Source organism: Thiemannella venezuelensis, from assembly GCF_014203605.1.
Lineage (GTDB): Bacteria > Actinomycetota > Actinomycetes > Streptosporangiales > Streptosporangiaceae > Planomonospora_A > Planomonospora_A venezuelensis.
Map to the genome: position 1 here is coordinate 109,593 of NZ_JACHJJ010000001.1, position 20,384 is coordinate 129,976.

22 protein-coding genes are annotated in these 20,384 nt (G+C 71.9%); 10 read left to right on the forward strand and 12 right to left on the reverse strand.

Features of this window, described 5'->3' with window-relative positions; genetic code table 11:
- Nucleotides 1–32: 32 nt before the first annotated feature.
- Nucleotides 33–536 carry a GNAT family N-acetyltransferase gene (locus FHS22_RS00585; RefSeq protein WP_184937326.1) on the reverse strand — a complete coding sequence of 168 codons (504 nt, stop codon included), beginning with the start codon at nucleotides 534–536 and terminating at the stop codon, nucleotides 33–35.
- A 311-nt stretch (nucleotides 537–847) separates the two neighbouring features.
- Here FHS22_RS00585 and FHS22_RS00590 point away from each other — a divergent pair, with 311 nt between their 5' ends.
- The 5 genes from FHS22_RS00590 (at nucleotide 848) to FHS22_RS00610 (ending at nucleotide 5,135) form a co-directional block, all read left to right on the forward strand.
- Entirely contained in the window at nucleotides 848–1,819 is a 972-nt protein-coding gene (locus FHS22_RS00590) for a LysR family transcriptional regulator (protein WP_184937328.1), read from the forward strand.
- A gap of 90 nt (nucleotides 1,820–1,909) precedes the next feature.
- Nucleotides 1,910–2,452: a DapH/DapD/GlmU-related protein gene (locus FHS22_RS00595; protein ID WP_184937330.1), complete on the forward strand. Its 543-nt coding sequence runs from the start codon at nucleotides 1,910–1,912 to the stop codon at nucleotides 2,450–2,452.
- Between the two features lie 119 nt (nucleotides 2,453–2,571).
- Nucleotides 2,572–3,291, forward strand: coding sequence for a hypothetical protein (locus FHS22_RS00600; RefSeq protein WP_221473070.1), 720 nt, complete (start codon nucleotides 2,572–2,574; stop codon nucleotides 3,289–3,291).
- A gap of 238 nt (nucleotides 3,292–3,529) precedes the next feature.
- The gene (locus FHS22_RS00605) at nucleotides 3,530–3,892 is read left to right on the forward strand and encodes a YciI family protein (RefSeq protein WP_184937331.1); all 363 of its coding nucleotides are present in this window, start codon (nucleotides 3,530–3,532) and stop codon (nucleotides 3,890–3,892) included.
- A gap of 7 nt (nucleotides 3,893–3,899) precedes the next feature.
- Nucleotides 3,900–5,135, forward strand: coding sequence for an RNA polymerase sigma factor (locus tag FHS22_RS00610; RefSeq protein ID WP_184937332.1), 1,236 nt, complete (start codon nucleotides 3,900–3,902; stop codon nucleotides 5,133–5,135).
- A gap of 101 nt (nucleotides 5,136–5,236) precedes the next feature.
- Here the strand turns inward: FHS22_RS00610 and FHS22_RS00615 are convergent, their stop codons facing one another.
- The gene (locus FHS22_RS00615; RefSeq protein ID WP_184937333.1) at nucleotides 5,237–6,751 is read right to left on the reverse strand and encodes a serine hydrolase domain-containing protein; all 1,515 of its coding nucleotides are present in this window, start codon (nucleotides 6,749–6,751) and stop codon (nucleotides 5,237–5,239) included.
- Nucleotides 6,752–6,948: 197 nt separating this feature from the next.
- Here FHS22_RS00615 and FHS22_RS00620 point away from each other — a divergent pair, with 197 nt between their 5' ends.
- Nucleotides 6,949–7,512 carry a suppressor of fused domain protein gene (locus FHS22_RS00620; protein ID WP_184937334.1) on the forward strand — a complete coding sequence of 188 codons (564 nt, stop codon included), beginning with the start codon at nucleotides 6,949–6,951 and terminating at the stop codon, nucleotides 7,510–7,512.
- Between the two features lie 89 nt (nucleotides 7,513–7,601).
- Here FHS22_RS00620 and FHS22_RS00625 read toward each other — a convergent pair whose 3' ends face one another.
- The 6 genes from FHS22_RS00625 to FHS22_RS00650 form a co-directional block, all read right to left on the reverse strand.
- The gene (locus FHS22_RS00625; protein WP_184937335.1) at nucleotides 7,602–8,567 is read right to left on the reverse strand and encodes an NAD(P)-dependent alcohol dehydrogenase; all 966 of its coding nucleotides are present in this window, start codon (nucleotides 8,565–8,567) and stop codon (nucleotides 7,602–7,604) included.
- Between the two features lie 110 nt (nucleotides 8,568–8,677).
- On the reverse strand, nucleotides 8,678–9,628 hold the full coding sequence (locus FHS22_RS00630) for a permease prefix domain 1-containing protein (RefSeq protein WP_184937336.1): 951 nt from the start codon (nucleotides 9,626–9,628) through the stop codon (nucleotides 8,678–8,680).
- Nucleotides 9,625–9,960: a PadR family transcriptional regulator gene (locus tag FHS22_RS00635; protein ID WP_184937337.1), complete on the reverse strand. Its 336-nt coding sequence runs from the start codon at nucleotides 9,958–9,960 to the stop codon at nucleotides 9,625–9,627. The genes FHS22_RS00630 and FHS22_RS00635 overlap by 4 nt, the downstream gene beginning before the upstream one ends.
- Before the next feature lie 118 nt (nucleotides 9,961–10,078).
- Nucleotides 10,079–10,564: a DUF4279 domain-containing protein gene (locus tag FHS22_RS00640; protein ID WP_338047539.1), complete on the reverse strand. Its 486-nt coding sequence runs from the start codon at nucleotides 10,562–10,564 to the stop codon at nucleotides 10,079–10,081.
- Between the two features lie 139 nt (nucleotides 10,565–10,703).
- Nucleotides 10,704–11,468: a GntR family transcriptional regulator gene (locus FHS22_RS00645; RefSeq protein ID WP_184937339.1), complete on the reverse strand. Its 765-nt coding sequence runs from the start codon at nucleotides 11,466–11,468 to the stop codon at nucleotides 10,704–10,706.
- Between the two features lie 27 nt (nucleotides 11,469–11,495).
- Nucleotides 11,496–11,915 (reverse strand): TIGR03668 family PPOX class F420-dependent oxidoreductase, encoded by a 420-nt coding sequence (locus tag FHS22_RS00650; protein ID WP_184937341.1) that lies wholly within the window; start codon nucleotides 11,913–11,915, stop codon nucleotides 11,496–11,498.
- A 913-nt stretch (nucleotides 11,916–12,828) separates the two neighbouring features.
- Between FHS22_RS00650 and FHS22_RS00655 the strand changes: the two genes are divergently transcribed.
- Together FHS22_RS00655 and FHS22_RS00660 are read left to right on the forward strand one after the other, a co-directional pair.
- On the forward strand, nucleotides 12,829–13,068 hold the full coding sequence (locus FHS22_RS00655; protein ID WP_184937343.1) for a hypothetical protein: 240 nt from the start codon (nucleotides 12,829–12,831) through the stop codon (nucleotides 13,066–13,068).
- A 479-nt stretch (nucleotides 13,069–13,547) separates the two neighbouring features.
- A complete protein-coding gene (locus FHS22_RS00660) occupies nucleotides 13,548–14,765 on the forward strand; it encodes a glycosyltransferase (RefSeq protein ID WP_184937345.1) in 1,218 nt (405 codons plus the stop codon).
- 42 nt (nucleotides 14,766–14,807) lie between these two features.
- Here the strand turns inward: FHS22_RS00660 and FHS22_RS00665 are convergent, their stop codons facing one another.
- On the reverse strand, nucleotides 14,808–15,626 hold the full coding sequence (locus tag FHS22_RS00665) for a class I SAM-dependent methyltransferase (RefSeq protein WP_184937347.1): 819 nt from the start codon (nucleotides 15,624–15,626) through the stop codon (nucleotides 14,808–14,810).
- Nucleotides 15,627–15,932: 306 nt separating this feature from the next.
- Here FHS22_RS00665 and FHS22_RS00670 point away from each other — a divergent pair, with 306 nt between their 5' ends.
- Nucleotides 15,933–16,877: a ribose-phosphate diphosphokinase gene (locus FHS22_RS00670; protein ID WP_184937349.1), complete on the forward strand. Its 945-nt coding sequence runs from the start codon at nucleotides 15,933–15,935 to the stop codon at nucleotides 16,875–16,877.
- A 66-nt stretch (nucleotides 16,878–16,943) separates the two neighbouring features.
- Entirely contained in the window at nucleotides 16,944–17,546 is a 603-nt protein-coding gene (locus tag FHS22_RS00675) for a cadmium resistance transporter (protein WP_184937351.1), read from the forward strand.
- Between the two features lie 110 nt (nucleotides 17,547–17,656).
- Here FHS22_RS00675 and FHS22_RS00680 read toward each other — a convergent pair whose 3' ends face one another.
- The 3 genes from FHS22_RS00680 to FHS22_RS00690 form a co-directional block, all read right to left on the reverse strand.
- Entirely contained in the window at nucleotides 17,657–18,352 is a 696-nt protein-coding gene (locus FHS22_RS00680; protein WP_184937353.1) for a nuclear transport factor 2-like protein, read from the reverse strand.
- Between the two features lie 73 nt (nucleotides 18,353–18,425).
- A complete protein-coding gene (locus FHS22_RS00685; protein WP_338047540.1) occupies nucleotides 18,426–19,202 on the reverse strand; it encodes a TIGR03943 family putative permease subunit in 777 nt (258 codons plus the stop codon).
- Nucleotides 19,203–19,207: 5 nt separating this feature from the next.
- Entirely contained in the window at nucleotides 19,208–20,242 is a 1,035-nt protein-coding gene (locus tag FHS22_RS00690) for a permease (RefSeq protein WP_184937357.1), read from the reverse strand.
- Between the last annotated feature and the right edge of the window lie 142 nt (nucleotides 20,243–20,384).

The following is a 20,384-nucleotide window of genomic DNA, read 5'->3' on the forward strand; positions in this document are numbered from 1 at the left end:
TGTTTTGAGACCTTGTCGGGCAAGAGGCGGGTTCAAACAGCGAGGTTCTTGGCCAGAACGACGCTGTCGTAGTTGGTGACGTCCCACCTCCACGTCCCGATCGATGCGTAGCCGCGGCGGCTGTACCAGGCGAGGAGATCGGTGGCCTGCGAGGAAGTGTCGATCACCACCCTCGACGCGCCCAGAGCGGCGATGCGCGTCTCAGCCAAGGTCAGGAGACGGTGTCCCAGGCCTGTTCCCCGTCGGGCCGGGTCCACTGCGAGTTGCCAGAAGGATCCCGCGTCGGCGGATGACGGATATCCGGGTGGAGTGCCGTACGCCCCTGTCACCGTGACGCTTCCGATGATCGTCTCCTGCTCCAGGGCGATCCAGCACTCACCTCTGTCCAGGCGGCTCAGTGTGTCCTCAGGAGACTGGTACGAGGCGAAGAAGACGAGCCCGGCGGCCGCGTGATCCGCATACGCGCGGTGCAGGAGCGTGGTGAGCTCTTCCGCCGAGTCACTGCCGGCGAAGCGCCGCATGATGATCGATTCCACAGGACCATGGTGTCCCACGCCCCCCCTTCCCGAAGATCATCGTGATGGGCCGGCCTCCGGTGAACGACCGTCACATCGGAAAGAGCGAAGAGACCCCGGTGACACCCTGGGTCCCTTCGCGTCTCCGTTCGCTCACGCCACCGGTGCAGCCTCGACTCGCCGGTCGTCCCCACCCGGATCGAGACGGTGGGGTCCTCCGAACCGTCCGCTTTCCAGTGGATGCTTGAAGCGCACCAGCCGCGCTGGGAGTGATCGGACAACCGGTTCCCGGCGAGCCGCAACGATCGGTTGTGCACGCCTAGGGTGAACCGGTGGACACCGAGGCATTGCGATCGTTCGTCCGGGCGGCCGAGGTCGGACGGCTGCGGCATGCGGCCGATGAGCTGGGCGTGACGCAGCAGGCGGTCTCCAAGCGGATCGCCGCCCTGGAGCGCGAGCTGGGAGTCCGTCTGTTCACACGTACCGCCCGAGGGGTTGAGCTGACGCTCGACGGTCAGGCGTTTCTCCCCCACGCGCGGAGCATCGTCGCGGGTGTCGAGCGCGCCGTCACCGCGGTCAGGCCGGGCTCCCGGGCCCTTCGGATCGACGTCCTCGGTCTGCGGAGCGCGCAGGCCGTCGTCCTGCACGACTACTGGCGGTCGCGTCCCGGAACCGACCTCGACGTGGTGACCCTCCGGGTCGACGACCCGAGCGTGGTGGTCGCCGCCGTCGAAGCAGGCGATGTCGACGCCTCGTTCCGTTCCGTCACCGACCCGGCCGTGCTTCCGCCCGACGTGCAGATGGTCCACGCGTTCGACTCCCCGCTGGAACTTCTCGTCGGCCCGGGGCATCCGCTCGCCTCCGCGCGGAGACTGACGCCGCCGCAGCTGCGCAAGCACCGGATATGGGTGCCGGGTATCGCGCCCCGAAGCGAGTGGGCGGAGTTCTACGATCAGCTCGCCACCGACTTCGACCTGCGCATCGACGCGGCAGGCCCGCACTTCGGAGACCAGGTACTTCTGGACACCCTCGCGGACTCCGCGGACGTGGCCACCCTCGTCGGGGCGCGCGACCGGTACGTCTGGCCGGCGGACCACGACCTACGCCGCATCCCCATCGTGAATCCGACCCTCGCGTACCCGCTCTCGCTCATCCTTCCCAGCAGGAATCCGCATCCGGGACTCCGTGGCGTCATCACCCACCTCGGAAGCCTGCCGAGGCTCCCCGGGGCGGTCTGGCTCCCGTCCTGGGCGACGACGCCGCGGCGCGGCGACACCGCGAATGCCCGCACGGCCCACCCCTGACGAAGGCGGCCCGGGTGGCCGCTGACAGCAGCCCCCACCGGCGTCCGGCGAGTCTTACCCGGTCACCGCTCCACCAGAAAGGACCGTGGCATGTCCGACGACCGTCTCATACGCATCCACAGCGCCGAGTTCCAGGCCATGGCCGACAGGGTCCTGCGGGTCACCGAGCTCACCTCGCGCCTGAACGTCCTGCCCTTCGAGGACGGATCAGGCAGGGCGGAACTGTTCGAACGGATCCTCGGCAAGCCGCTGCCGGCGGGAGTCACGATCTATCCGCCCTTCTACACGGACCACGGCCTTCGCCTGGACCTCGCGGAGCGCGTGTTCATCAACCAGAACTGCACGTTCCTGGACTACGCCGGCATCCGGCTCGGCGATCGTGTGATGGTCGGGCCGAAGGCCGCGTTCATCACCGTCGGTCACCCGGTCGATCCCGAGGAGCGGCGGGAGTGGCTGAGCGGTGCACCCATCGACGTGGCGGAGAACGTGTGGATCGGCGCCGGTGCCACGATCCTGCCCGGCGTCAGCATCGGCCGTGATGCCGTGGTCGCCGCCGGCGCCGTCGTGGCCGACGACGTTCCGCCGGCGAGCCTGGTGACCGGTGGCAAGGCGACCGTGCGCCGACGGTGGTGACGGCATCTCCGGGCCGCGGAGAGCGCCCGAGGCCCTCTCGCCGTGACCCGCCGGCTCACGCGGCCGGCGCATCCGCGATCCTCGACGCCGGCGTCCGCTCGATACGTCGTGATCGTACGATGAAGTCGGTTTTCTCGCCTTTGCGACGTCATCGTGCTGCCGCCCTCCACCAGGCAGCGGTCGAAGGCGGGCTGGCGGCGACGCCCATCCTGGACTGGGGACATCCCCGGGTGTCGAGGTTGGTGAGCGATGCCCGGCGTGAGAACACCGGGACGGACCGGGGTTTTCTGATCGCAGCCCACCGGCTCATCGCCGCACGGGTACGTCCGGTATATGCCATGAACGACACGCAACCGGTCTCCAGGACGCTTCTCCTGGAGCGTGGATCATGCAGCCAGCGGCTGGCGGTGCTGGAAGCGGTGGGGCGGGCCGGCGGGATCGCCGGCCGGGTCAGAGGGCTGCTGGTGGACGGGCGTTTCTGGCATTCGCGATTTCCCCGGCTGCGGGCGTTGGTCCCGCATCAGGTGGTGCTCGCCTGGCCGGAGTTCATGCTCGGCGGCCAGTGGGTGGCCGTCTCCGAGCTCTACGGTGATCTGGGCACGTTGCAGGAGGGAGGCGGGTTCACCAACACCGGCGGTGAGACGCTCTTCGACGCGGTGGCCCGCACCGCCGTGGACTGGGACGGTACGACCTGCTCGTCATGTGACCTGTCCGGCCACGTCCTGACCGATCTGGGGTATTTCAGCTCCCGTGATGCCTTGTTCCAGGCGCATGGCCAGACGCTGTGCCTGCCGGTTCGCATCATCGCGGACCCCATCATGGCTCGCCGGGCGGCGTGAGTCCTGCCGGCGCCGCGCGGAATCCGGAACGGCCGTTCGTCCGTGAACGCCGGGCCCGTCGGGACGCTCCCGCAGGATGGTCACCGGCGACCGCCGGGACACGCGGTGCCCGCGCTCGATCACGGACCACGGATTTTTTCGGCGTACTGTGTCGATCCGGCGGGAGGCCGTTCGTGTAGGTGGTGAGAGGCCGGGAACGCCGGCCGCGACATCCGACTCATCAGGGAGACCAGGGACGATGAAGCACTACCTGCTCAGCATCCAGCAGCCCGACGGCGGCGCCGCCGCCCCCGAGGTCCTGGAGCCGATCATGCGGGAAGTGAACGCATTCAACGACGAACTGCGGGCCGCGGGCGCGTGGGTCTTCGCCGGCGGGCTGCACGACCCCGGCACGGCCACCGTGGTGCGGGTCCGCGACGAGGAGGTGCTCATCACCGACGGCCCGTACACCGAGGGCAAGGAGCACGTCGGCGGCATATCCATCGTCGCGGCGCCCGATCTGGACGCCGCGCTGGAGTGGGGACGCAAACTCGCCCGGGCGACCACGCTCCCGGTGGAGGTGCGCCCGTTCCAGGGCGAACCGGGTGATCACCTGGCGTAGGGGTCGCATGTACCTGTCCACCGCGGAGATCGAGCGGGTCTTCCGCGAGGAGTACGGCCGAGCCGTCGCCGTCCTGGTCCGCCGCTTCGGTGACATCGACGCCGCCGAGGAGGCGGTCCAGGAGGCGTTCGCCGCGGCGCTGCGGCGCTGGCCGTCCGAAGGCCTGCCGCCCAGCCCGGCGGGCTGGATCATCACCGCGGCCGTCAACCGGGCCGTAGACCGCCATCGGCGGGAGTCCTCGCGGGAGCACCGATACGCGCAGGCCGTCCTGCTGAACACCCGCGACGAACCGGCCGAGGAGGGGCCCGTGCGCGACGACCGGTTACGCCTGCTGTTCACCTGCTGCCATCCGGCGCTGGCTCCCGCCGCCCAGGTCGCGCTGACGCTGCGGTTGCTGGGCGGGCTCACCACGGCGCAGATAGCGCGTGCGTTCCTGGTGCCCGAGCCGACGATGGCCCAGCGGCTGGTCCGGACCAAGAACAAGATCCGCGACGCCCGGATCCCCTACCGGGTCCCGCGCGAGGCCGATCTGCCGGACCGCCTGCGCGCGGTGCTGGCCGTGGTCTACCTGATCTTCACAGAGGGCCATACGGCCGGCTCGGGCGAGCGGCTGGGCCGCGACGACCTGTGCGCCGAGGCGATCCGCCTGGCACGTCTGCTGGCCGAGCTCATGCCCGACGAGCCGGAGGTCCTGGGGTTGCTGGCGCTCCTGCTGCTCACCGAGTCCCGGCGGGTCGCCCGTACCGGCCCGGACGGCGGGCTGGTCCTCCTGGCCGACCAGGACCGCACCCGCTGGGACCACGACCTGATCGCCGAGGGCCAGGAGCTGGTGCGGGCGTGCCTGCGGCGCGGCCGCCCCGGCCCGTACCAGGTCCAGGCGGCGATCAACGCCGTGCACAGCGACGCGCCGGACGCCGCCGGCACCGACTGGCGGCAGATCCTGCGGCTGTACGACCTGCTCCTGACCCTGGACCCGAGTCCGGTCGTGGCGCTCAACCGCGCCGTCGCCGTCGCCGAGGTCGACGGGCCGCAGGCGGCGCTTCCCCTGGTCGACGCCCTGGCACGGAACCGGTCGCTGAACCGCTACCACCTGTACCACGCCGTCCGCGCCGACCTGCTGCGCCGCCTGGGCCGCGGAGCCGAGGCCGCGCGGGCCTACGAGGCGGCGATGGCCCGCACGCAGAACGCGGCCGAGCGCGCCTTCCTGCGGAGCCGCCGCCAGGAGCTGGACCCCGACCTGTGACTGCTGATCACCGAACGCGATGCGCTCCGCCGGGAGCAGGCGGACCTCCGGCCCAGGAGGTAGAGCCTGGCCGCCCCGCCTGCCGTCGACGGGCGGGCGCGCTAGCCCGCGGGAGAGGGTACGGCCTGCGCCGCAGCCGGTCCGTCCGCGACGGCGGGAGCGGTTGAGCGGCGGGCGAGGGCGGTGTGGACGAGGCGGGAGACGATGACGGCGGTGGCGGCCAGTGCCCCGGTGCCCGCCCAGATGTACAGCGCGGGCCAGATGTAGGAGACCTGGTCCAGCGTGCCCTCGCGGCGCATCAGGAAGCCGATCGCATCGGCGAGGCCGAGGAAGAGAACGACCGGCAGCGCGTGGGGGATCAGCCGTACGGCCGGGCGCCACACGGCGCGGCCTGCGCGGCGGCGGGCCCAGGCGCGGGCACGGCGGACCCCGATGGAGCCGAGCACGAGGTTGAGCAGCGCCAGGCCGCCCAGCCAGAGGTCCGCGGTCATGGCGAGGGGGACGGCGCCCGCGTCGGGCCGCCCTTCGAGGAGGTCGATCAGGCCGTCGGTGATGATGAGCGCGTCGTCACCGGAGACCATCCCGGTGTTGGTGACGACGGCGATGCCGTACCCGCTCGCGGGCAGGAGCGTCTGCGCGGAGTTGTGGGTGAGCAGCCAGCCGGTGTGCCGGAGCCTGGGCGCTCCTCCGGCGGTCCTTCCCGTCACCCATCCCATGCCGTAGTCGCTGCCGCCCGTGCCGGACGCGGTCTGGGCGGTCCTGACGGTCTCCTCGGGGAGGACGCCGCCGGCGCCGCTCTGCGCGATCAGCCACCTGGCCAGGTCATCGGCGGTGCTGACGACGCCGTAGGAGCCGTTGACGAACCACTTCGGGTGGGAGCGCCTGATGATTCGGTCGTGGATGCGGACGTGGCCCTCGCCGGCGTGGGGGAGGTCCGCGGTGGTGTCCACCGTCATGGTGGACGCCATGCCGAGCGGGCGGAACACGGCGGCGGCCATGTGGTCGGCGAACGGCATCCCGGCCACCGCCTCGGCCAGCCGTGCCGCGACGGCGTAGTTGGGGTTGTGGTAGGCCATCCTGGTGCCCGGGTCGGCGGCCAGCGGGGCGGTCCGCAGCATCGCGACGGCGTCCTCGAGGGTGTCCGGCGCGGGGAGCGTCAGCTCCGGGAAGGTCCGGTCGCTCATCCCGGAGGTCTGCTGGAGCAGCTGCCGCACCGTGATCCTCTCGGCGCGGGGGTCGGCCATGGCGAACTCGGGCAGGTGTTTCCGGACGGGGTCGTCCAGGTGGATCCTGCCCTGGTCGGCGAGGCGCAGCACCGCCAGTGCCGTGAACGACTTCGACAGCGAGGCGAGCGGCATCGGAGTGTCTTCGGTGATCGCCTCGCCGCCGGCCGTGCGGCCGTATCCTGCGGTGTGCACGACCTGGTCGTTCCTGGTGACGGTGACCACGGCGCCCGGCAGCCGGGTCCGCTCGATGTAGTCGCGCACGTGGCGGTCGACCGAGGCCGCCAGCGCGCCGGCCTCGGGCGCTTCCACCGAGGCGCCCGCTCCCGCCGCTCCCGTCCCGAGCAGCATGGCGGTCAGCCCGGCGATCGCTGCGACCTTCCGTACTCTCATCGAGTGCCCCTCCGAGGTGTCCGTTCACGTGGAACGAACGCTAGAAGCGGGCGGGAGGGGCGCACAGCGGACGATCGGACGGACCTCCCCCTGACTTTCGTCAGGTACGGAGCCCTCCGGAGCCATGTTCCTCCGGGCCTGCCCCGGACGGGCATGAGCGATCATCCGAAACGGTGATCTCACGGCAGAATCGGCACATGCAGACCCGTGTTGAGCGCTACCTGGCGCACCTCGACCGCCTCTCCGGCGGGCGGGAGCCGAAGTTCACCCCTTTCCGTTCGACCAGGCCGGGGATGCGCGGCGTCACCGCGATCGTCTACCGCGATCTCCCGGAACCGGGGATCACCACCGGTCTGACCTACGGGCTGTCGCTGTCCGGCGACCCCTCCTGGACCCGCAGCACCCCGGAGCTGTGCATCAGCGTGCACTCCACCGACGATGCCTGGGGCTGGGCGATCGCCTACCTCGCCGAGCGGCTCCGCGGCGGGGACTGCCACTTCGCGTACGGGGACACCATCGGATTCGGGGAACGCGTCTCCAAGGAGAGCGACATGGACGCCTTCGTGCTCTCCGCCCCCCTCGGACTCGCCCGGGAGGACTTCGCGGGCATCGACGTCGGCGACGGCCTTCCCGTCGACATCACCGGCTGCTACCCCATCCACTCCAGCGAACGCCGCTTCATCCAGGACAACGGCGTCGAGGCCTTCTGGAACCTCGACTGGGACCCTTACGACGTGACCCGCGCCGCGGTGGTCGCCTGACCGTCCGGCGGTCTCCGCGCGGCGACCCCGGGCGGCCCGCGGAACCCGCGGTCCGCCCGGCCCTGCCGCGGATCGGGGGAGGCCCGTGCTCACACCGTGAGGACGATCTTGCCGCGGGCGTGCTCCGTCTCGAGGTGGTGGATGGCGTCGGCGGTCTCGCTCAGGGGATAGGTCCGCTGGATGACCGGGGCGAGCTTCCCCGCCGCCACGAGCCCGGCGAGGAAGGCGAGACCCTCGACGTCGGGTTTCTCGATCAGGACGCGGAGCCGCTGGCTCACGAACGGCGAGGTCGCGACGGTGGCGACCAGCCGCGGCAGGGGCCCGAGCAGGGTGCCCATGTTGCCGTGGGAGGCGATGTAGACGCCCTTGGGGTTGAGCACCCGGCGGAACCCGGAGAGCGGGTGGTTGCCCAGGAGGTCGAAGACGGCGTCGAATCGCCGCGCGCCGCGGGTGAGGTCCTCGCGGGTGTAGTCGATCACGTGGTGGGCGCCGATGGAGCGCACCAGTTCCGCGTTGCGGGTGCTGCAGACGCCGGTCACCTCCGCGCCGAGCAGTCCGGCGAGCTGCACGGCGAAGGTGCCGAGCGCTCCGGAGGCCCCGTTGACGAGCACCGTCCGGCCGGGGCCGGCCTCGGCGAGGCGCATCCCCTGCAGCGCGGTCGTCGCCGCGATCGGCAGGGTGGCGGCCTGGGCGAAGGTCACCTCCGGGGGCTTGACGGCCAGGCGCGTTTCCGCCACCGCCACGTACTCGGCGAAACCCTGTTTGTTCGTCTGGCCGAGCACCTCGTCGCCGACCCGCAGGCCTGTCACCTTCGCTCCGACCGCCTCCACCGTCCCGGCGACGGCGCGGCCGAGGACGGGCTGCCTGGGGCGCCGGAGCCCGAGCGCCAGGCGGGCGATGGCGGGGGAACCGTGCATGTCGACCCGGTCGCCGTAGTTGACGGAGGCGGCGCGGACCCTTACGAGCACCTGGTCGTCGCCGGGGACGGGCTTGTCGACGTCGGCGTGGTGCAGGACCTCGGCCGAGCCGTACGCGTTGTGGATGATCGCTTTCATGGGGGTTCCTCGTTCCGGTGGCGGGTGGGAGGGGTTTCCGGGCAGGGGGCATCGCGCCGGGGGGTTCGTCCGGCGTGGGGGTCGGGTCGGGGACGGGGACCGGGGGCTGCTCAGCGGTGACGCGCCCGGCGGATCCCTTCGGCGACGGTGTGGACGATCGTGAGGGCGGAGACCGCGATGATCCCGATGGTGATCCACCGGGGGACGCTCGCCGGCCAGCCGGCCGCCTGGACGAAGGCCGGGTTGAGCACCTTTCCGTTGGCGGCGAGCCAGATCGACGTGACCGGGCAGGCGATGTCGACGAGCGACCCGGTGACGGCGAGGGGGACGCTCCAGCGCAGGTAGTACTTGGCGTAGGAGAAGCCGAGGCTCGCGACCAGCAGGACGATGAACGCGTACACGACGCCGGTCTCCCACAGCCAGGGCGAGAACACGCCGATGGGTGCGCCGTCCGCATCGGTCCGGGTGCTCACCAGCGGTGAGAGCAGCACGAACGCGGTGCCCAGGACCAGCGCGACGGACTCCGTGATCAGCTCGGCGTACCGCAGGCGGCGGCTGGGCGGCTCCGGGAGGGCGGAGGGAGTCCACGGCCGGGGCGGTGTCCGGTGCGGGGCGGCGGCGCGTTCGATGATCGCGAAGAGCAGGGTGGTCCAGACGGCGATGTGCACGCCGGTCGTGAGCGCCGCACTGAGCGTGTCACCGGCCACGCGGAGGGCGGGGGCGCCCTGGAGGGCGCCCACGAGCCCGACGGCCGCGGCGACGGCGGGCACGACCGTCGTGAGCAGGGCCGTCAGCAGCCGCGTGTAGTCGAGGTAGAGGGCGGGGCCGATGAGCTGGATCGGGCGGTCCGCGTAGCCGGCGGCGAGCCGTACCGGGTCGCCGAGCTCGGTGAGGACCGCGAGCTCCGCTGCGGCGGGATCGTCCCCGGCGTCGATGCGGTCGTCGACGGCGTCCGCGATCGAAGCGCGTAGTTCCTTCTCGATGTCGGGGCGCTGCCTGCCGGGCAGGCGGCTCAGGGCCGCCTCGACGTAGCGGTCGGTGAGGGTGCGCGTGGTGGTCATGACCCCCCTTTCAGGGTGCGCAGTGCGGTGTCGAGCTCGTCCCAGTCGCGGCTCAGGGCGTCGGCGAGCGCGGCGCCCAGGTCGCTGGTGCGGTAGAACTTGCGCGGCCTGGACTCCTCGGTGTTCCAGTCGCTGGTCAGCAGCCTCTGCTTCTCGAGGCGGCGCAGGAGCGGGTAGAGGGTGTTGGCGTCGACGGCGAAGCCCGACCTGTCGAGCAGGTCGAGCAGGGCGTATCCGTAGTTCGGCTGCTTCAGGACGAGCAGGCAGGCGAGGACGACGGTCCCTCGCCGCAGTTCCTGCAGGTGCGTCGAGAGCAGCTCATCGTCCAGCATGACTGACACAATACTGTGTGCCACACACTATTGGAAGACCCCCGCCCACTGCGGGGACGGTGATGTCACCCTGGAGATCGTTCGGGACGGATGCGGGCGCGTGCCCGGACCGGACCGGCTAAAGGGTGTCCCCGTACTCGTCGACATCGAGTTCAGCCCGCGTGACCTGCAGAAAGTCGAGAATGCGCCGATCGATACGCCAGCCCAGCGGCCGATGCCGGACGGGGGCGCCGGAAGGTTCCCGATGACCTGACGCGGTTTCCGTGTCCTCGTCGCCGAAGTGGCGGACGACCTGCAGGACGGCGGTGTGCCCGGGTTCGTGCCGGTCCAGGTCTCCGGCCAGCCCGCCGATCACCTCGGCGTACGGCTCCAGCCGGTCGAGCAGGAGCAGGATCATGTCGTCCACCGGCATCGCCGATGACCTGGGGCCGTTGACCTGCCAGATGTGAACGCCCGGACGCGGCGGTTCCAGCCGCCTGCTGCCTCGAATCGTGATCTCGTCGGGTTCGAGGCCGAGCCGTACCGTCATCTCCGCCGCAGACATGCGCTCGCTCTTGAGCGCGAAATAGACATACTGATCGACTTGCATGAGGCGATTCTGCACGCGGCCGCCGGGAAATCCCGGTCGGTGGATGCTCGGGAGGGTATCTCTGGGTTCAGCGCCTCATGATCCGTTGCGCGGCTTATCGCGCCTTCCGTCTCATCGGCGGTACCGGTGGCAGTTCGCCGACTACAAGAGGCCGTCAGTCGTCGGGTGGCATGACATCGATCACGTATTCGAAGACATGGCGATCGCCGACGGCGATCGAGTCGAGCAGTTCCACCGGCAGGCCGGTCACGTCGACTGCGAGGCGTCGAACTCGGGCGACCGGCACACCGGGGCCGATCTTCAGGGTCGCGCTCTCGTCGGGAAGCGGCATTCGGATGCCCAACTGTTCGATGAACCGAGCGATTCGCCGGCCCATCACGTCCTCGATGTAGGACGCCACACCGCCCCGGATTCTGTGATGTTCGGCGATCGGCGTGGAGGCGAACATGACGGCGGGGTAGTAGCCGTCGCTTCGTTGAACGGGCTCGCCGTCGACCATGAAGAGCCGACGTCGGAGGATCACGGGCTCGTTCTCTGCGATCTGGAGGCGTTCGGCTACTTCGGCCGACGCCGGGAGCGTGGTGACCTCCAGCAGTTGCTGCTCGACGTCCAGCCCGTTGGCCGTCATCTCCGCGTTGAAGTTGGACAGCCCGGTGCTGCGCCTGTCGCGCCAGACCGCTCCTGTGGACTGCACGAGGATCTTCGAACGCGGCCTGACGTAGGAGCCGCTGCCCTGCGAGCTGACGATGTGGCCTTCGGAGCGCAGGACGGCCAGGGCCTTCCGCACGGTCGCCCGTGTGGTGTTGTACCGAGTCGTCAGTTCGTTCTCCGACGGCAACTGCTCCCCGGACGTGAACCGGCCGGTGACGATGTCGTCTCGTAGATCGTTTGCGATACGGCTGAACAGCGCCGTACTCATGGGCGTCCTTCCCGTGTCGTCCTCCTCTCAGTGTTGCGGGTTGTAGGACCAGCCGCTCCACGACTCGACCGTGACGGAGACGACCGGGCCCTCGGGAGGCCGGTCCCGGTACTGGCCGTACCGGGCGCTCAGCTGTGTGAGTGCGCGGGCACGGATATCCGGATCATTCGTTATCGCTGCTCGACCGTCCGCACGTGCCCACCACAGCTGGGACCAGTCGTCGTCGTAGTGGTCCGTCAGAAGACAAACCTGATCGTTTTCGACGATGTTGCGTAGCCTGCGGAGGTTCATGGTGCTCTTGGGTTTGTGGTCGATGGCGAACACGATGACGTCCGCATCGACGGCGAAGGTGACGGGCACCAGATGAGGGATGCCGTCACGATCTGCGGTGCCCAGTCTGGCGACCCGCGCCGAGGCGAACCGCTGTCTCGCGTCTGCTCTGTCCATGCGGGCATTCAATCAAGCTGGACCTGACAGTTCGCTTGCATGACCAAGTGTGCTGACCTAGAGTCCAGCTTGGGTATGCAAGTAGGCCGTGGTGGCTGAAAAGCTCGGGCCCGGCAGGCGCTCCAACGCCGTACCGGGCCCTTGATCAGGAATAGAGGTCCTGACCCGTGACACACACTAGACCCCCGAACGCCGCGAACGAGCCTGCCGGTGAGCCGTGCTTCTCCACCGGTCGGCCGCCGCTTCCGATGGGCTGCGCGGTGTGCAGGCATCCGCCGTACGACCACGGTTGCCTGCACCTCGACGCGCACGACTACCAGGCGCCCTCCGATGTCCAGGTGGCCGCCCGCTGGGATCTGATCCGCGCGGCCCGCCTGGGCGAGCTGAGGATGCCCGCCTGGAACTGGGTACGGCCCACCGAGTGTGCCCCGGCGCCCGTCACGGTGGCCGGGACCGAGACCACCGCTCCGGCGACCGCCGACCAGCAGCCCGTCGAGGCGCTCCCGCTCGTGCCCGAGCCCCGTCCGGCCGAGGGCGCGGAGCCGTACCACCTGCCTGTCCAGCCGGTCGGGCACCGGTCTGTCGCTCTCTCAGACCCGATGCCCGCGCCTCGCCCGGCGGAGCCGCCCGAGGCCCGTGCCGTACGGCTTGCGCTCGCTCGTGAACCCCTCGTCATCCGACAGGCCCGCATCATGGCCCGCCGCAGACAGGAGCCCTCCCCGGAAGCTCTCCCCCAGGTGACGGCACGAGGGCCGCAACGCCGAGCCGGAGCAGGCGGGACCGGCCTTGCGACGGGCGCGGGCCGGGTGCGCCGACGAGCTGCCGGTGCTCGGGGAGCGTCTGGCCGTCCAGCCCCGCACCGTCCTCGGGGCGCGAGAACGACGAGCGTGGCCGGCATCTCGGGGGAGGTGCCATGTCCCTGATGACCATGGACCGGGAATGCCCTCAGCGGTCCCTCGTGCTCGCTGAGGAGCGGCAGGCCGCGCTCGCCGACCGCATCGCCCGCGCGTTTCCCGCGTGGACGATCTGGTGGAACGCCGGCATCTGGTACGCCACCGGCCCCTGCTCGCAGTCCGGATGCGGGTGCAGGCGCACATTGCACGCCCCCACCGCGGACGGCCTACGCGAGCAGTTGGCCGCCGGGGAGGAGTAGCGACGGCCACCGTCAGGCAGTCGAACCCGGAGACCACGACGGCCGACTCCGGCGTGACGAGGGAGATGGCTCCGGCTGCGGGGCTGTCGCCTCATCCGCTCCCACCGACGGCGGGTGTGATCGAAGTTGCCTGGCGGCCGGTCGTCTCGGGAGACGTCCGGCGGGTCCTCACCCATATCTGGACGCACCGGACGATATCTCTCACAGGAGGTGTGTTCTATCCCGATCGTTCCGGCTCTGCCGCCGTCGTCGTCCTCGCCGGACGCGACCGGAGGGGTGGAGCGGAGTCCAGCGGCGAGGCGTTCTCCTCCCACTTCAACGTATAGCGGGGGCGGGGGCTTGCGGCAAGGCCCCGGTGCGGGCGCAGAATCGGTGGCCGTGAGCCGGACCGGCCCGGGGAGGCGCCGGGTGGATGCGCGGGGCTCACGTTCACGCCGCGGCCGGCCGGTCGCGGCCGGAGCCGTCACAGGGGAGTTCTGATGCGCGTGCTGCTGTCCACCATCGGGTCGCGTGGCGACGTCCAGCCGCTGGTGGCGCTGGCGTCGGAGCTGAGGGGTCTCGGGCAGGAGGTCCGCATGTGCGTGCCGCCCGACTTCCGGGACTGGATCGACGGCCTCGGAATCCCCGTCGTGCCCATCGGTCCCGAGCTGCGTACGGCCGCCGCCGGCCCGCCGGCCGCGTCGGCGCCGCCGTCACCCGAGCGCATGCGCCGGCTGGCGGAGGCCACGGTCGCCGCCCAGTTCGAAACGGTCGCGGAGGCGGCCCGGGGCTGCGACGTCATCGTGGCCGCCACGGCCCTGCAACTGGCCGCCCGCTCGGTGGCGGAGGGGATGGGGATCCCCTACGTCTTCGCCGCCTACTGCCCGGCGGTCCTGCCCTCGCCGCACCACGCGCCGCCGCCGATGCCGGGGCAGGCACCCGAGGCGGCTGACCACCGCGGGCTCTGGGCCCGGGACGCGGAGCGCTTCGACCACCTGTTCGGCGCCGCGCTCGACTCCCACCGGGCGTCGCTCGGCCTGGCCCCGGTCGCCGGCGTACGCGGCCACATCTTCACCGACCGCCCCTGGCTGGCCGCCGACCCGGTGCTGGCGCCCTGGCCCGAGCCCGCGGACCCCGGCGTCATGCAGACCGGCGCCTGGATCCTGCCGGATGAGCGTCCGCTCCCTCCCGAACTGGAGGCGTTCCTCGACGCGGGCGAACCACCCGTCTACTTCGGTTTCGGCAGCAGCCTCATGAGTGATCCGCAGGACCTCGCCCAGGAGATGGTCACGTCGGCCCGCGCGCTCGGGCGCCGTGCGATCGTGTCCCGCGGATGGGCCGGCCTGTCACCGGCGGACGGCGGGCCCGACTGCCTGTCCGTCGGCGAGGTCAACCAGCAGGCGCTCTTCCCCCGGGTCGCGGCCGTGGTCCACCACGGCGGGGCGGGCACCACGACCGCGGCCGCGCGGGCCGGGACGCCCCAGGTCGTCGTCCCCCAGGTCTACGACCAGCACTACTGGGCGCAACGAGTCCACCGGCTCGGGATCGGAGCCGCGCACCCGCCCGCCGTACCGACCGCCGGCTCGCTGGCCGCGGCTCTCGGCCAGGTCCTCCGGCCCGGCGTGGCGGCCCGGGCGCGGGCCGTCGCCGCCGAGGTGCGCACCGACGGCGCCAGGACGGCCGCGCGGTGCGTGACGGCCTCGGACGGACCGTCCTGAAGCCGGGGTTCCCGGCGCCTCAGAAGCGGTAGCGCAGGATCCTCAGAAGCGGTAGCGCAGGATGCGGCCGATGTCCCGCAGGCCCGGGATGCGGGCCACGATCCACATCTGCACCCGGCCCGCGGCGGGCAGCCTGTCCAAGCCGGGCATGTCGACGCTGCGCAGCGCGTCGAGGCACTCCAGCCCCTCGTGCCAGCCCTCGATCTCGGACGGGTCGTCGACGCCCCAGTGCAGGGTCGCCCCGGCGTTGCGCACGGCGGGCACCAGCTTCTGCATCCGGATGCCCATCGTGCCGTAGCAGTCGAAGAGCAGCTGCCCGCCGGGGAAGTGCCCGGTGATCCGCTGGATGAGCCGCCTGCCCTCCTCCTTGCGCAGGTACATCGTCAGGCCCTCGAAGACGGCCACGACGGGGCGGTCGCCGGGCACCTCGGCGAGCCAGCCGTCGCCGGTCACCGAGGAGCCGATCATCCGGTAGTCGCCCTCCGGGACGGGGAGCAGCCGCTCGCGCAGCTCGACGACCTCCGGATAGTCGACGTCGAACCAGCGGACCGAGGGCGGACGCTCCAGCCGGTGGACCCGGGTGTCCAGGCCGCAGGCCAGGTGCAGGACGGTGGCATCGGGGCGGGCGGCCAGGAACTCGGCGGTCCAATCATCGAGCTGCCTGGCGCGGAGCGCGACGCCGGCCGCGGTCGTGGCCGTGATCCCGGTCCTGCGGAAGTCGTAGTCGATGCGCCGCACCGCCCGCTCGGCCTCGGTGTCGCCCAGGACGGGGTCGGGCGAGCGGCTGTCCAGCGCCCTGCCGTACAGCGTGGCGAGCAGGGTCTCCCGGGCGCCGGTGAGAGTGATCTTCTCGCGGTCCATGGTGCCCCCGGTCGGCTCCGGCGGCCGCCGTACGGCCGCCGCTCCACACTACGCCCGCCGTGTCGGGGATACGCAGGACAGGAGCATCGGCCGGGCCGGGGGTCCGCCACCGGCCCGGCCCCCTCGCCGGTTCCCGGCCCCGTTTCCCTCCGGCCGGCGGGGCGCACCTCCGGCGTCCCCGCCCCGATACCCGTACCACCCGCGAGCCCGGTGCGCGCCCGCCTGTAGCATGCCGCTCGGCCGGCCCGGCCCGGCTCACCGGCCGCAGGGCTCACACGTCTCCGGTCCCCACGCAAGGAGCGCCTCGTGCGAGACATCACCGTGTTCAGCGGCAGCGCCCACCCCGAGCTGGCCGCCGAGATCTGCTCGCACCTGGGAACGCCGCTCCACCCGGTCCGGGTCAAGCGCTTCGCCAACGACTGCCTGGAAGTGCAGCTGCAGGCCAACTGCCGGGAGCGCGACGTGTTCCTCATCCAGCCGCTCGTCGCCCCGGTGCAGGAGAACCTCGTCGAGCTGCTCCTCATGCTGGACGCCGCCAGGGGGGCCTCGGCCGCCAGGACGACCGTGGTGATGCCGCACTACTCCTACGCCCGCTCCGACAAGAAGGACGCCCCGCGCATCTCCATCGGAGCCCGCCTGGTGGCCGACCTCCTGGTGGCCGCCGGAGCGAGCCGGGTGCTGACCATGACCCTGCACTCGCCCCAGGTGCACGGCTTCTTCAGCGTCCCGGTCGACCACCTGCACGCCCTGCGCGAGCTGGCCGAGCACTTCCGGCGGTACGACCTGTCCAACACCGTCGTCGTCTCCCCCGACCTGGGCAACGCCAAGGAGGCCGCGGCCTTCGCCCGCATCCTGGGGGCCGGGGTCGCCATGGGCGCCAAGCAGCGCATCAGCGACGACCGCGTCGTCATCGGCTCGGTGATCGGCGACGTCGAGGGCAAGGACGTCATCATCCTGGACGACGAGATCGCCAAGGGCACGACCGTCATGGAGCTCCTCGACCGCCTCCGCGAGCGGGGGGTCAAATCGGTGCGCGTCGCCTGCACCCACGGCCTCTTCGCGGACGGGGCCGTCGACCGGCTCGGCGACCGGCCCGACGTCGAGGAGATCGTCTGCACCAACACCGTGCCCGTCCCCGACGCCAAGCCCGGCTCCAAACTCCGCGTCCTGTCGATCGCCCCCGCGCTCGCCGAGGCCATGCGCCGCATCCACGACGGCGAGTCGGTCAGCGCCCTGTTCGACGCCCCCTGACCCGCCCGGACGGGCCGCTCCGCCGCGGGTCGCCGCGGCGCCGGGCACCGTCTAGGGTGATCGTCCATGGACGACCTGCCGGGGACGATCGGTACGGCCGCCGCCGTCTTCGCGGGGACCAACGTCGACGACCTCATCGTCCTGACGGTCCTGTTCCTGTCCTCGCGGGCCGGTGGCAGGCCGCGGCCCTGGCAGATCGTCGGCGGCCAGTACGCCGGGATCGCCGTCCTGGTCGCGATCTCGGCCGTCGCGGCGCTCGGCCTCACCGTCGTCCCCGACGCGTGGGTCGGCCTGCTCGGCCTGCTCCCGCTCGGTCTCGGCCTGTGGGGCCTGCGCGGGGCCGTACGGCCGGGCGGCGGAGACGGGGACGGTTCTCCCGTGATCGCCACCGGGCTCCTGACGGTGGCCGGCGTCACCGTCGCCAACGGTGCGGACAACATCTCGGTGTACACCCCGGTGTTCCGCACCACCGGGCTCGCCGCGAGCCTGGTCACCGTGGCCGTCTTCGCGGTCCTGGTCGCCGTCTGGTGCGCGGCCGGATCGTGGCTCGGCTCGCACCGGAGGGTCGTCGCCGCCGTCGAACGGTCCGGCCACTGGCTCGTGCCGGTCGTCTTCATCGTGATCGGGGCCGTCATCGTGCTCGAATCCGGCGTGCTCGGCCGCCTCTGACGCTTCCCGGCCCGGGGCCACGGCAGGCGTCGATCACCGTCGCCCCCGTCCCACGCGCGGGCGGGGACCGGGACGGGCCCGGCGGGGAGGCGGGGCGCGGTGCCGCCGGATCAGCCGGGCGGGGTCGCGACGGGCGTCGGGGCCGGCGCCGGAGACGTCATCCCGGGCGTCGGGGGCGTGGCGCCGGGCGTCGGGGGCGTGGCGCCGGGCAGCGGGGGTGCCGCGCCGGGTGACGGGGACGCCGTGGACGTGCCGCAGGTGCCGGCGGCCCGGCGGGCCAGGACGATCTCGTCGACGCCCTTGGACCGGTACTCCGCCTCCTCCTGCGGGGGCAGGACGTACCGCCAGGAACCGCCCTCGCGGGTGAAGTCGTAGTCGTAGGCGGCCGGGTCGCCGGCACGGGTGGCCGTGACCAGGGCGGTCTCTCCGGTGATCGAGACGTCGGTGACGGTGAACGCCGCGCCGGGGAAGAGCGGCGGGCAGAGCTGGAACAGGCGCACGTACTCGTCACGCGTGATCAGCGTCTGGGACTGCGGGCTCCACAGGTCCCAGAACTCGCCGGAGGCCCCGCTCGCGTAGGCGTCGAACGCCGTCCGGGCGGCCTGCCGTACCGACTCCTCCGTCCGGGGCGCGCCCGAGGCGGAGGAGGCCGGCGGGGAGTTCGGTGCGGCGGGCGGCGGGTTCAGCACCGTGAGGACGATCACGACCGCCCCGATGAGCAGGCCGGCGGCGGTGAGGGCGATCACGGCCAGCCCTCGGCCCGTCTCGCCCTTCGGCGGCGGGCCGTGCTGCGGCGGGTAGCCCACGTTCGGTCTCCGGGGCCGGTCGGAACGGATGCCTGTGATCGTAACGCCCGGGACACCGGGCTGACCATGATCGTCAGCCCTCGTACGGCTCCGCGGGAGCGTCGATCTCCACGAGGTCCGTGGCGGCGAGCTCGGGATGGACGACCCCGGCCGGCAGCTCGTCGAGCGTGCGGGGGATCCAGGTGCCGGTGACCTCGACCCAGGTGTCGGCCGGGGGCGCGGCGACCCCCTTGACCGCGACCTTGAGGGGGAACGCGTCGGCGGCGCAGCAGGCCAGCTGCATGCGGGTGACGTACCACTGGCCTTTCTTCTTCGACGGCACGACGAACCCGGTCAGCCTCACCGGGCGGCCGGTGAGGGACTTCTTCTCGTCGTCCCAGGCCCTGCCGATGAACTCGCCGATCTTCATGTCCACCGGGCCGTCGCCGGCCAGCGGGGTGAAGGCGCTGAGCGCCTGCGAGCGGGGCGGGGGCGTGTCGTCCCGGGCGGCGGCGAACGAGCCCAGGGCGGGCGGCGCGATCAGGAAGATCGCGAACACCGGCAGGCACATCAGCCACGCGATCCGCGGCCCGGCGCCGTGCGCGTGACCGTGCCCGCCGCTGTGCCCGCCTGCGTGACCGTGCCCGCCGTCGTGCCCGTCCGCGTGACCGTCCCCGCCGCGGCCGGCGGCCTCCTTCTCCGGCCGCAGCGACTGGAGCAGACCGGCGAGGCCGAGGAGCACCAGCACCACCCCGGCCCCGATCAGGAACGGCCGGAAACCGGGCTTCACGTAGTTCAGATAGGTCGTGGAGAACGCCGAGATCCGCAGCACGGCCCCGCCGAGCAGGGCCAGGATCAGGTTCTGGGTCACACGGTTCACAGCAGCAGCCATCCGAACAGGGCGCTCGCCGACACGGCGAGCCCGAAGGTCAGCGGGACGAACCTGACCGTGAAGGCCCGGCCGAACGTGCCGGTCTGCAGCGCGATCAGCTTGAGGTCGACCATCGGTCCGACGACCATGAAGGCCAGCTTGGCGATCGGCGAGAACGCGCTCATCGAGGCGGCCACGAACGCGTCCGCCTCCGAGCAGATCGAGAGCAGCACGGCGAGCAGCGCCATGACCAGCACCGCCAGCCACGGGATCTGCGCCACCGCGGTCAGCCACTCGCGGGGGACCAGCACGTTGATCGTGGCCGCGGCCAGTCCGCCGACGATGAGGAACCCGCCCGCGTGCAGCAGGTCGTGCCGCATGGCCTCGGCGAACGCTGCCAGCTTCGAGCCCTCGCCGTGCGGGCGGGACGGGATCCGCAGCCACTCGCTCCTGCCGAACCGGAGCCACAGCCAGCCCGCCAGCACCGCCACGACCAGTGAGGCGCCGAACCTGGCCGCGACCATCAGCGGCTGGCCGGGGAAGGCCACGGCGGTCGCGACCAGCACGATCGGGTTGATCGCCGGGGAGGCGAGCAGGAAGGCCAGCGCCGCGGCCGGGGTCACCCCCCGTGCCATGAGCCCCGACGCGACCGGGACGGACGCGCACTCGCAGCCCGGCAGCACGGCCCCGGCCATCCCCGCGACGGGCACGGCCGCCGCCGGGTGCCGGGGCAGGGCCCGGGTCCAGGACGAGGCGGGGACGAACGCGGTGATCGCGGCGGACAGGGCGACCCCGAAGACCAGGAACGGCAGCGCCTGCACGCAGATCGCCACGAAGACCGTGGCCCAGGTCTGCAGCGCCGCCGAGGTCAGGTACGGCGCGAGCACGAAACGCCCCGCGACGAGGAGCACGACGACGAGCACGAACCCCCACGGCAGAGCCCGCCCCGGTGAGGCGTCGCGCCTCCCCCAGGAGGCCGGCGGGATCGACCCGTCCTCAGCGGCCCACGGCCGGTCCGAGTCTGCGCGGAGAGAGGACATGGCCCGCATCGTCTCAGATTCCGCGGGGTCCGGACCCGCGCCTGTGGACATGTTCCACGTGAAACCCCGGATGTTCACCGGGCGGGGCCGCCCGCGGCGGGGAGGGGCGCTCTCCCGCTCCCGCCGTCCTCCGCACCCGGGA

What these genes read in the sequence shown, in the direction of transcription:
- FHS22_RS00595 (WP_184937330.1), top strand. Translation starts at nt 1,910, where the DNA reads ATGTCCGACGACCGTCTCATACGCATCCACAGCGCCGAGTTCCAGGCC.
- FHS22_RS00600 (WP_221473070.1), top strand. Translation starts at nt 2,572, where the DNA reads ATGAAGTCGGTTTTCTCGCCTTTGCGACGTCATCGTGCTGCCGCCCTC.
- FHS22_RS00605 (WP_184937331.1), top strand. Translation starts at nt 3,530, where the DNA reads ATGAAGCACTACCTGCTCAGCATCCAGCAGCCCGACGGCGGCGCCGCC.
- FHS22_RS00610 (WP_184937332.1), top strand. Translation starts at nt 3,900, where the DNA reads ATGTACCTGTCCACCGCGGAGATCGAGCGGGTCTTCCGCGAGGAGTAC.
- FHS22_RS00615 (WP_184937333.1), bottom strand. Translation starts at nt 6,751, where the DNA reads ATGAGAGTACGGAAGGTCGCAGCGATCGCCGGGCTGACCGCCATGCTG.
- FHS22_RS00620 (WP_184937334.1), top strand. Translation starts at nt 6,949, where the DNA reads ATGCAGACCCGTGTTGAGCGCTACCTGGCGCACCTCGACCGCCTCTCC.
- FHS22_RS00625 (WP_184937335.1), bottom strand. Translation starts at nt 8,567, where the DNA reads ATGAAAGCGATCATCCACAACGCGTACGGCTCGGCCGAGGTCCTGCAC.
- FHS22_RS00630 (WP_184937336.1), bottom strand. Translation starts at nt 9,628, where the DNA reads ATGACCACCACGCGCACCCTCACCGACCGCTACGTCGAGGCGGCCCTG.
- FHS22_RS00635 (WP_184937337.1), bottom strand. Translation starts at nt 9,960, where the DNA reads ATGCTGGACGATGAGCTGCTCTCGACGCACCTGCAGGAACTGCGGCGA.
- FHS22_RS00645 (WP_184937339.1), bottom strand. Translation starts at nt 11,468, where the DNA reads ATGAGTACGGCGCTGTTCAGCCGTATCGCAAACGATCTACGAGACGAC.
- FHS22_RS00650 (WP_184937341.1), bottom strand. Translation starts at nt 11,915, where the DNA reads ATGGACAGAGCAGACGCGAGACAGCGGTTCGCCTCGGCGCGGGTCGCC.
- FHS22_RS00655 (WP_184937343.1), top strand. Translation starts at nt 12,829, where the DNA reads ATGTCCCTGATGACCATGGACCGGGAATGCCCTCAGCGGTCCCTCGTG.
- FHS22_RS00660 (WP_184937345.1), top strand. Translation starts at nt 13,548, where the DNA reads ATGCGCGTGCTGCTGTCCACCATCGGGTCGCGTGGCGACGTCCAGCCG.
- FHS22_RS00665 (WP_184937347.1), bottom strand. Translation starts at nt 15,626, where the DNA reads ATGGACCGCGAGAAGATCACTCTCACCGGCGCCCGGGAGACCCTGCTC.
- FHS22_RS00675 (WP_184937351.1), top strand. Translation starts at nt 16,944, where the DNA reads ATGGACGACCTGCCGGGGACGATCGGTACGGCCGCCGCCGTCTTCGCG.
- FHS22_RS00690 (WP_184937357.1), bottom strand. Translation starts at nt 20,242, where the DNA reads ATGTCCTCTCTCCGCGCAGACTCGGACCGGCCGTGGGCCGCTGAGGAC.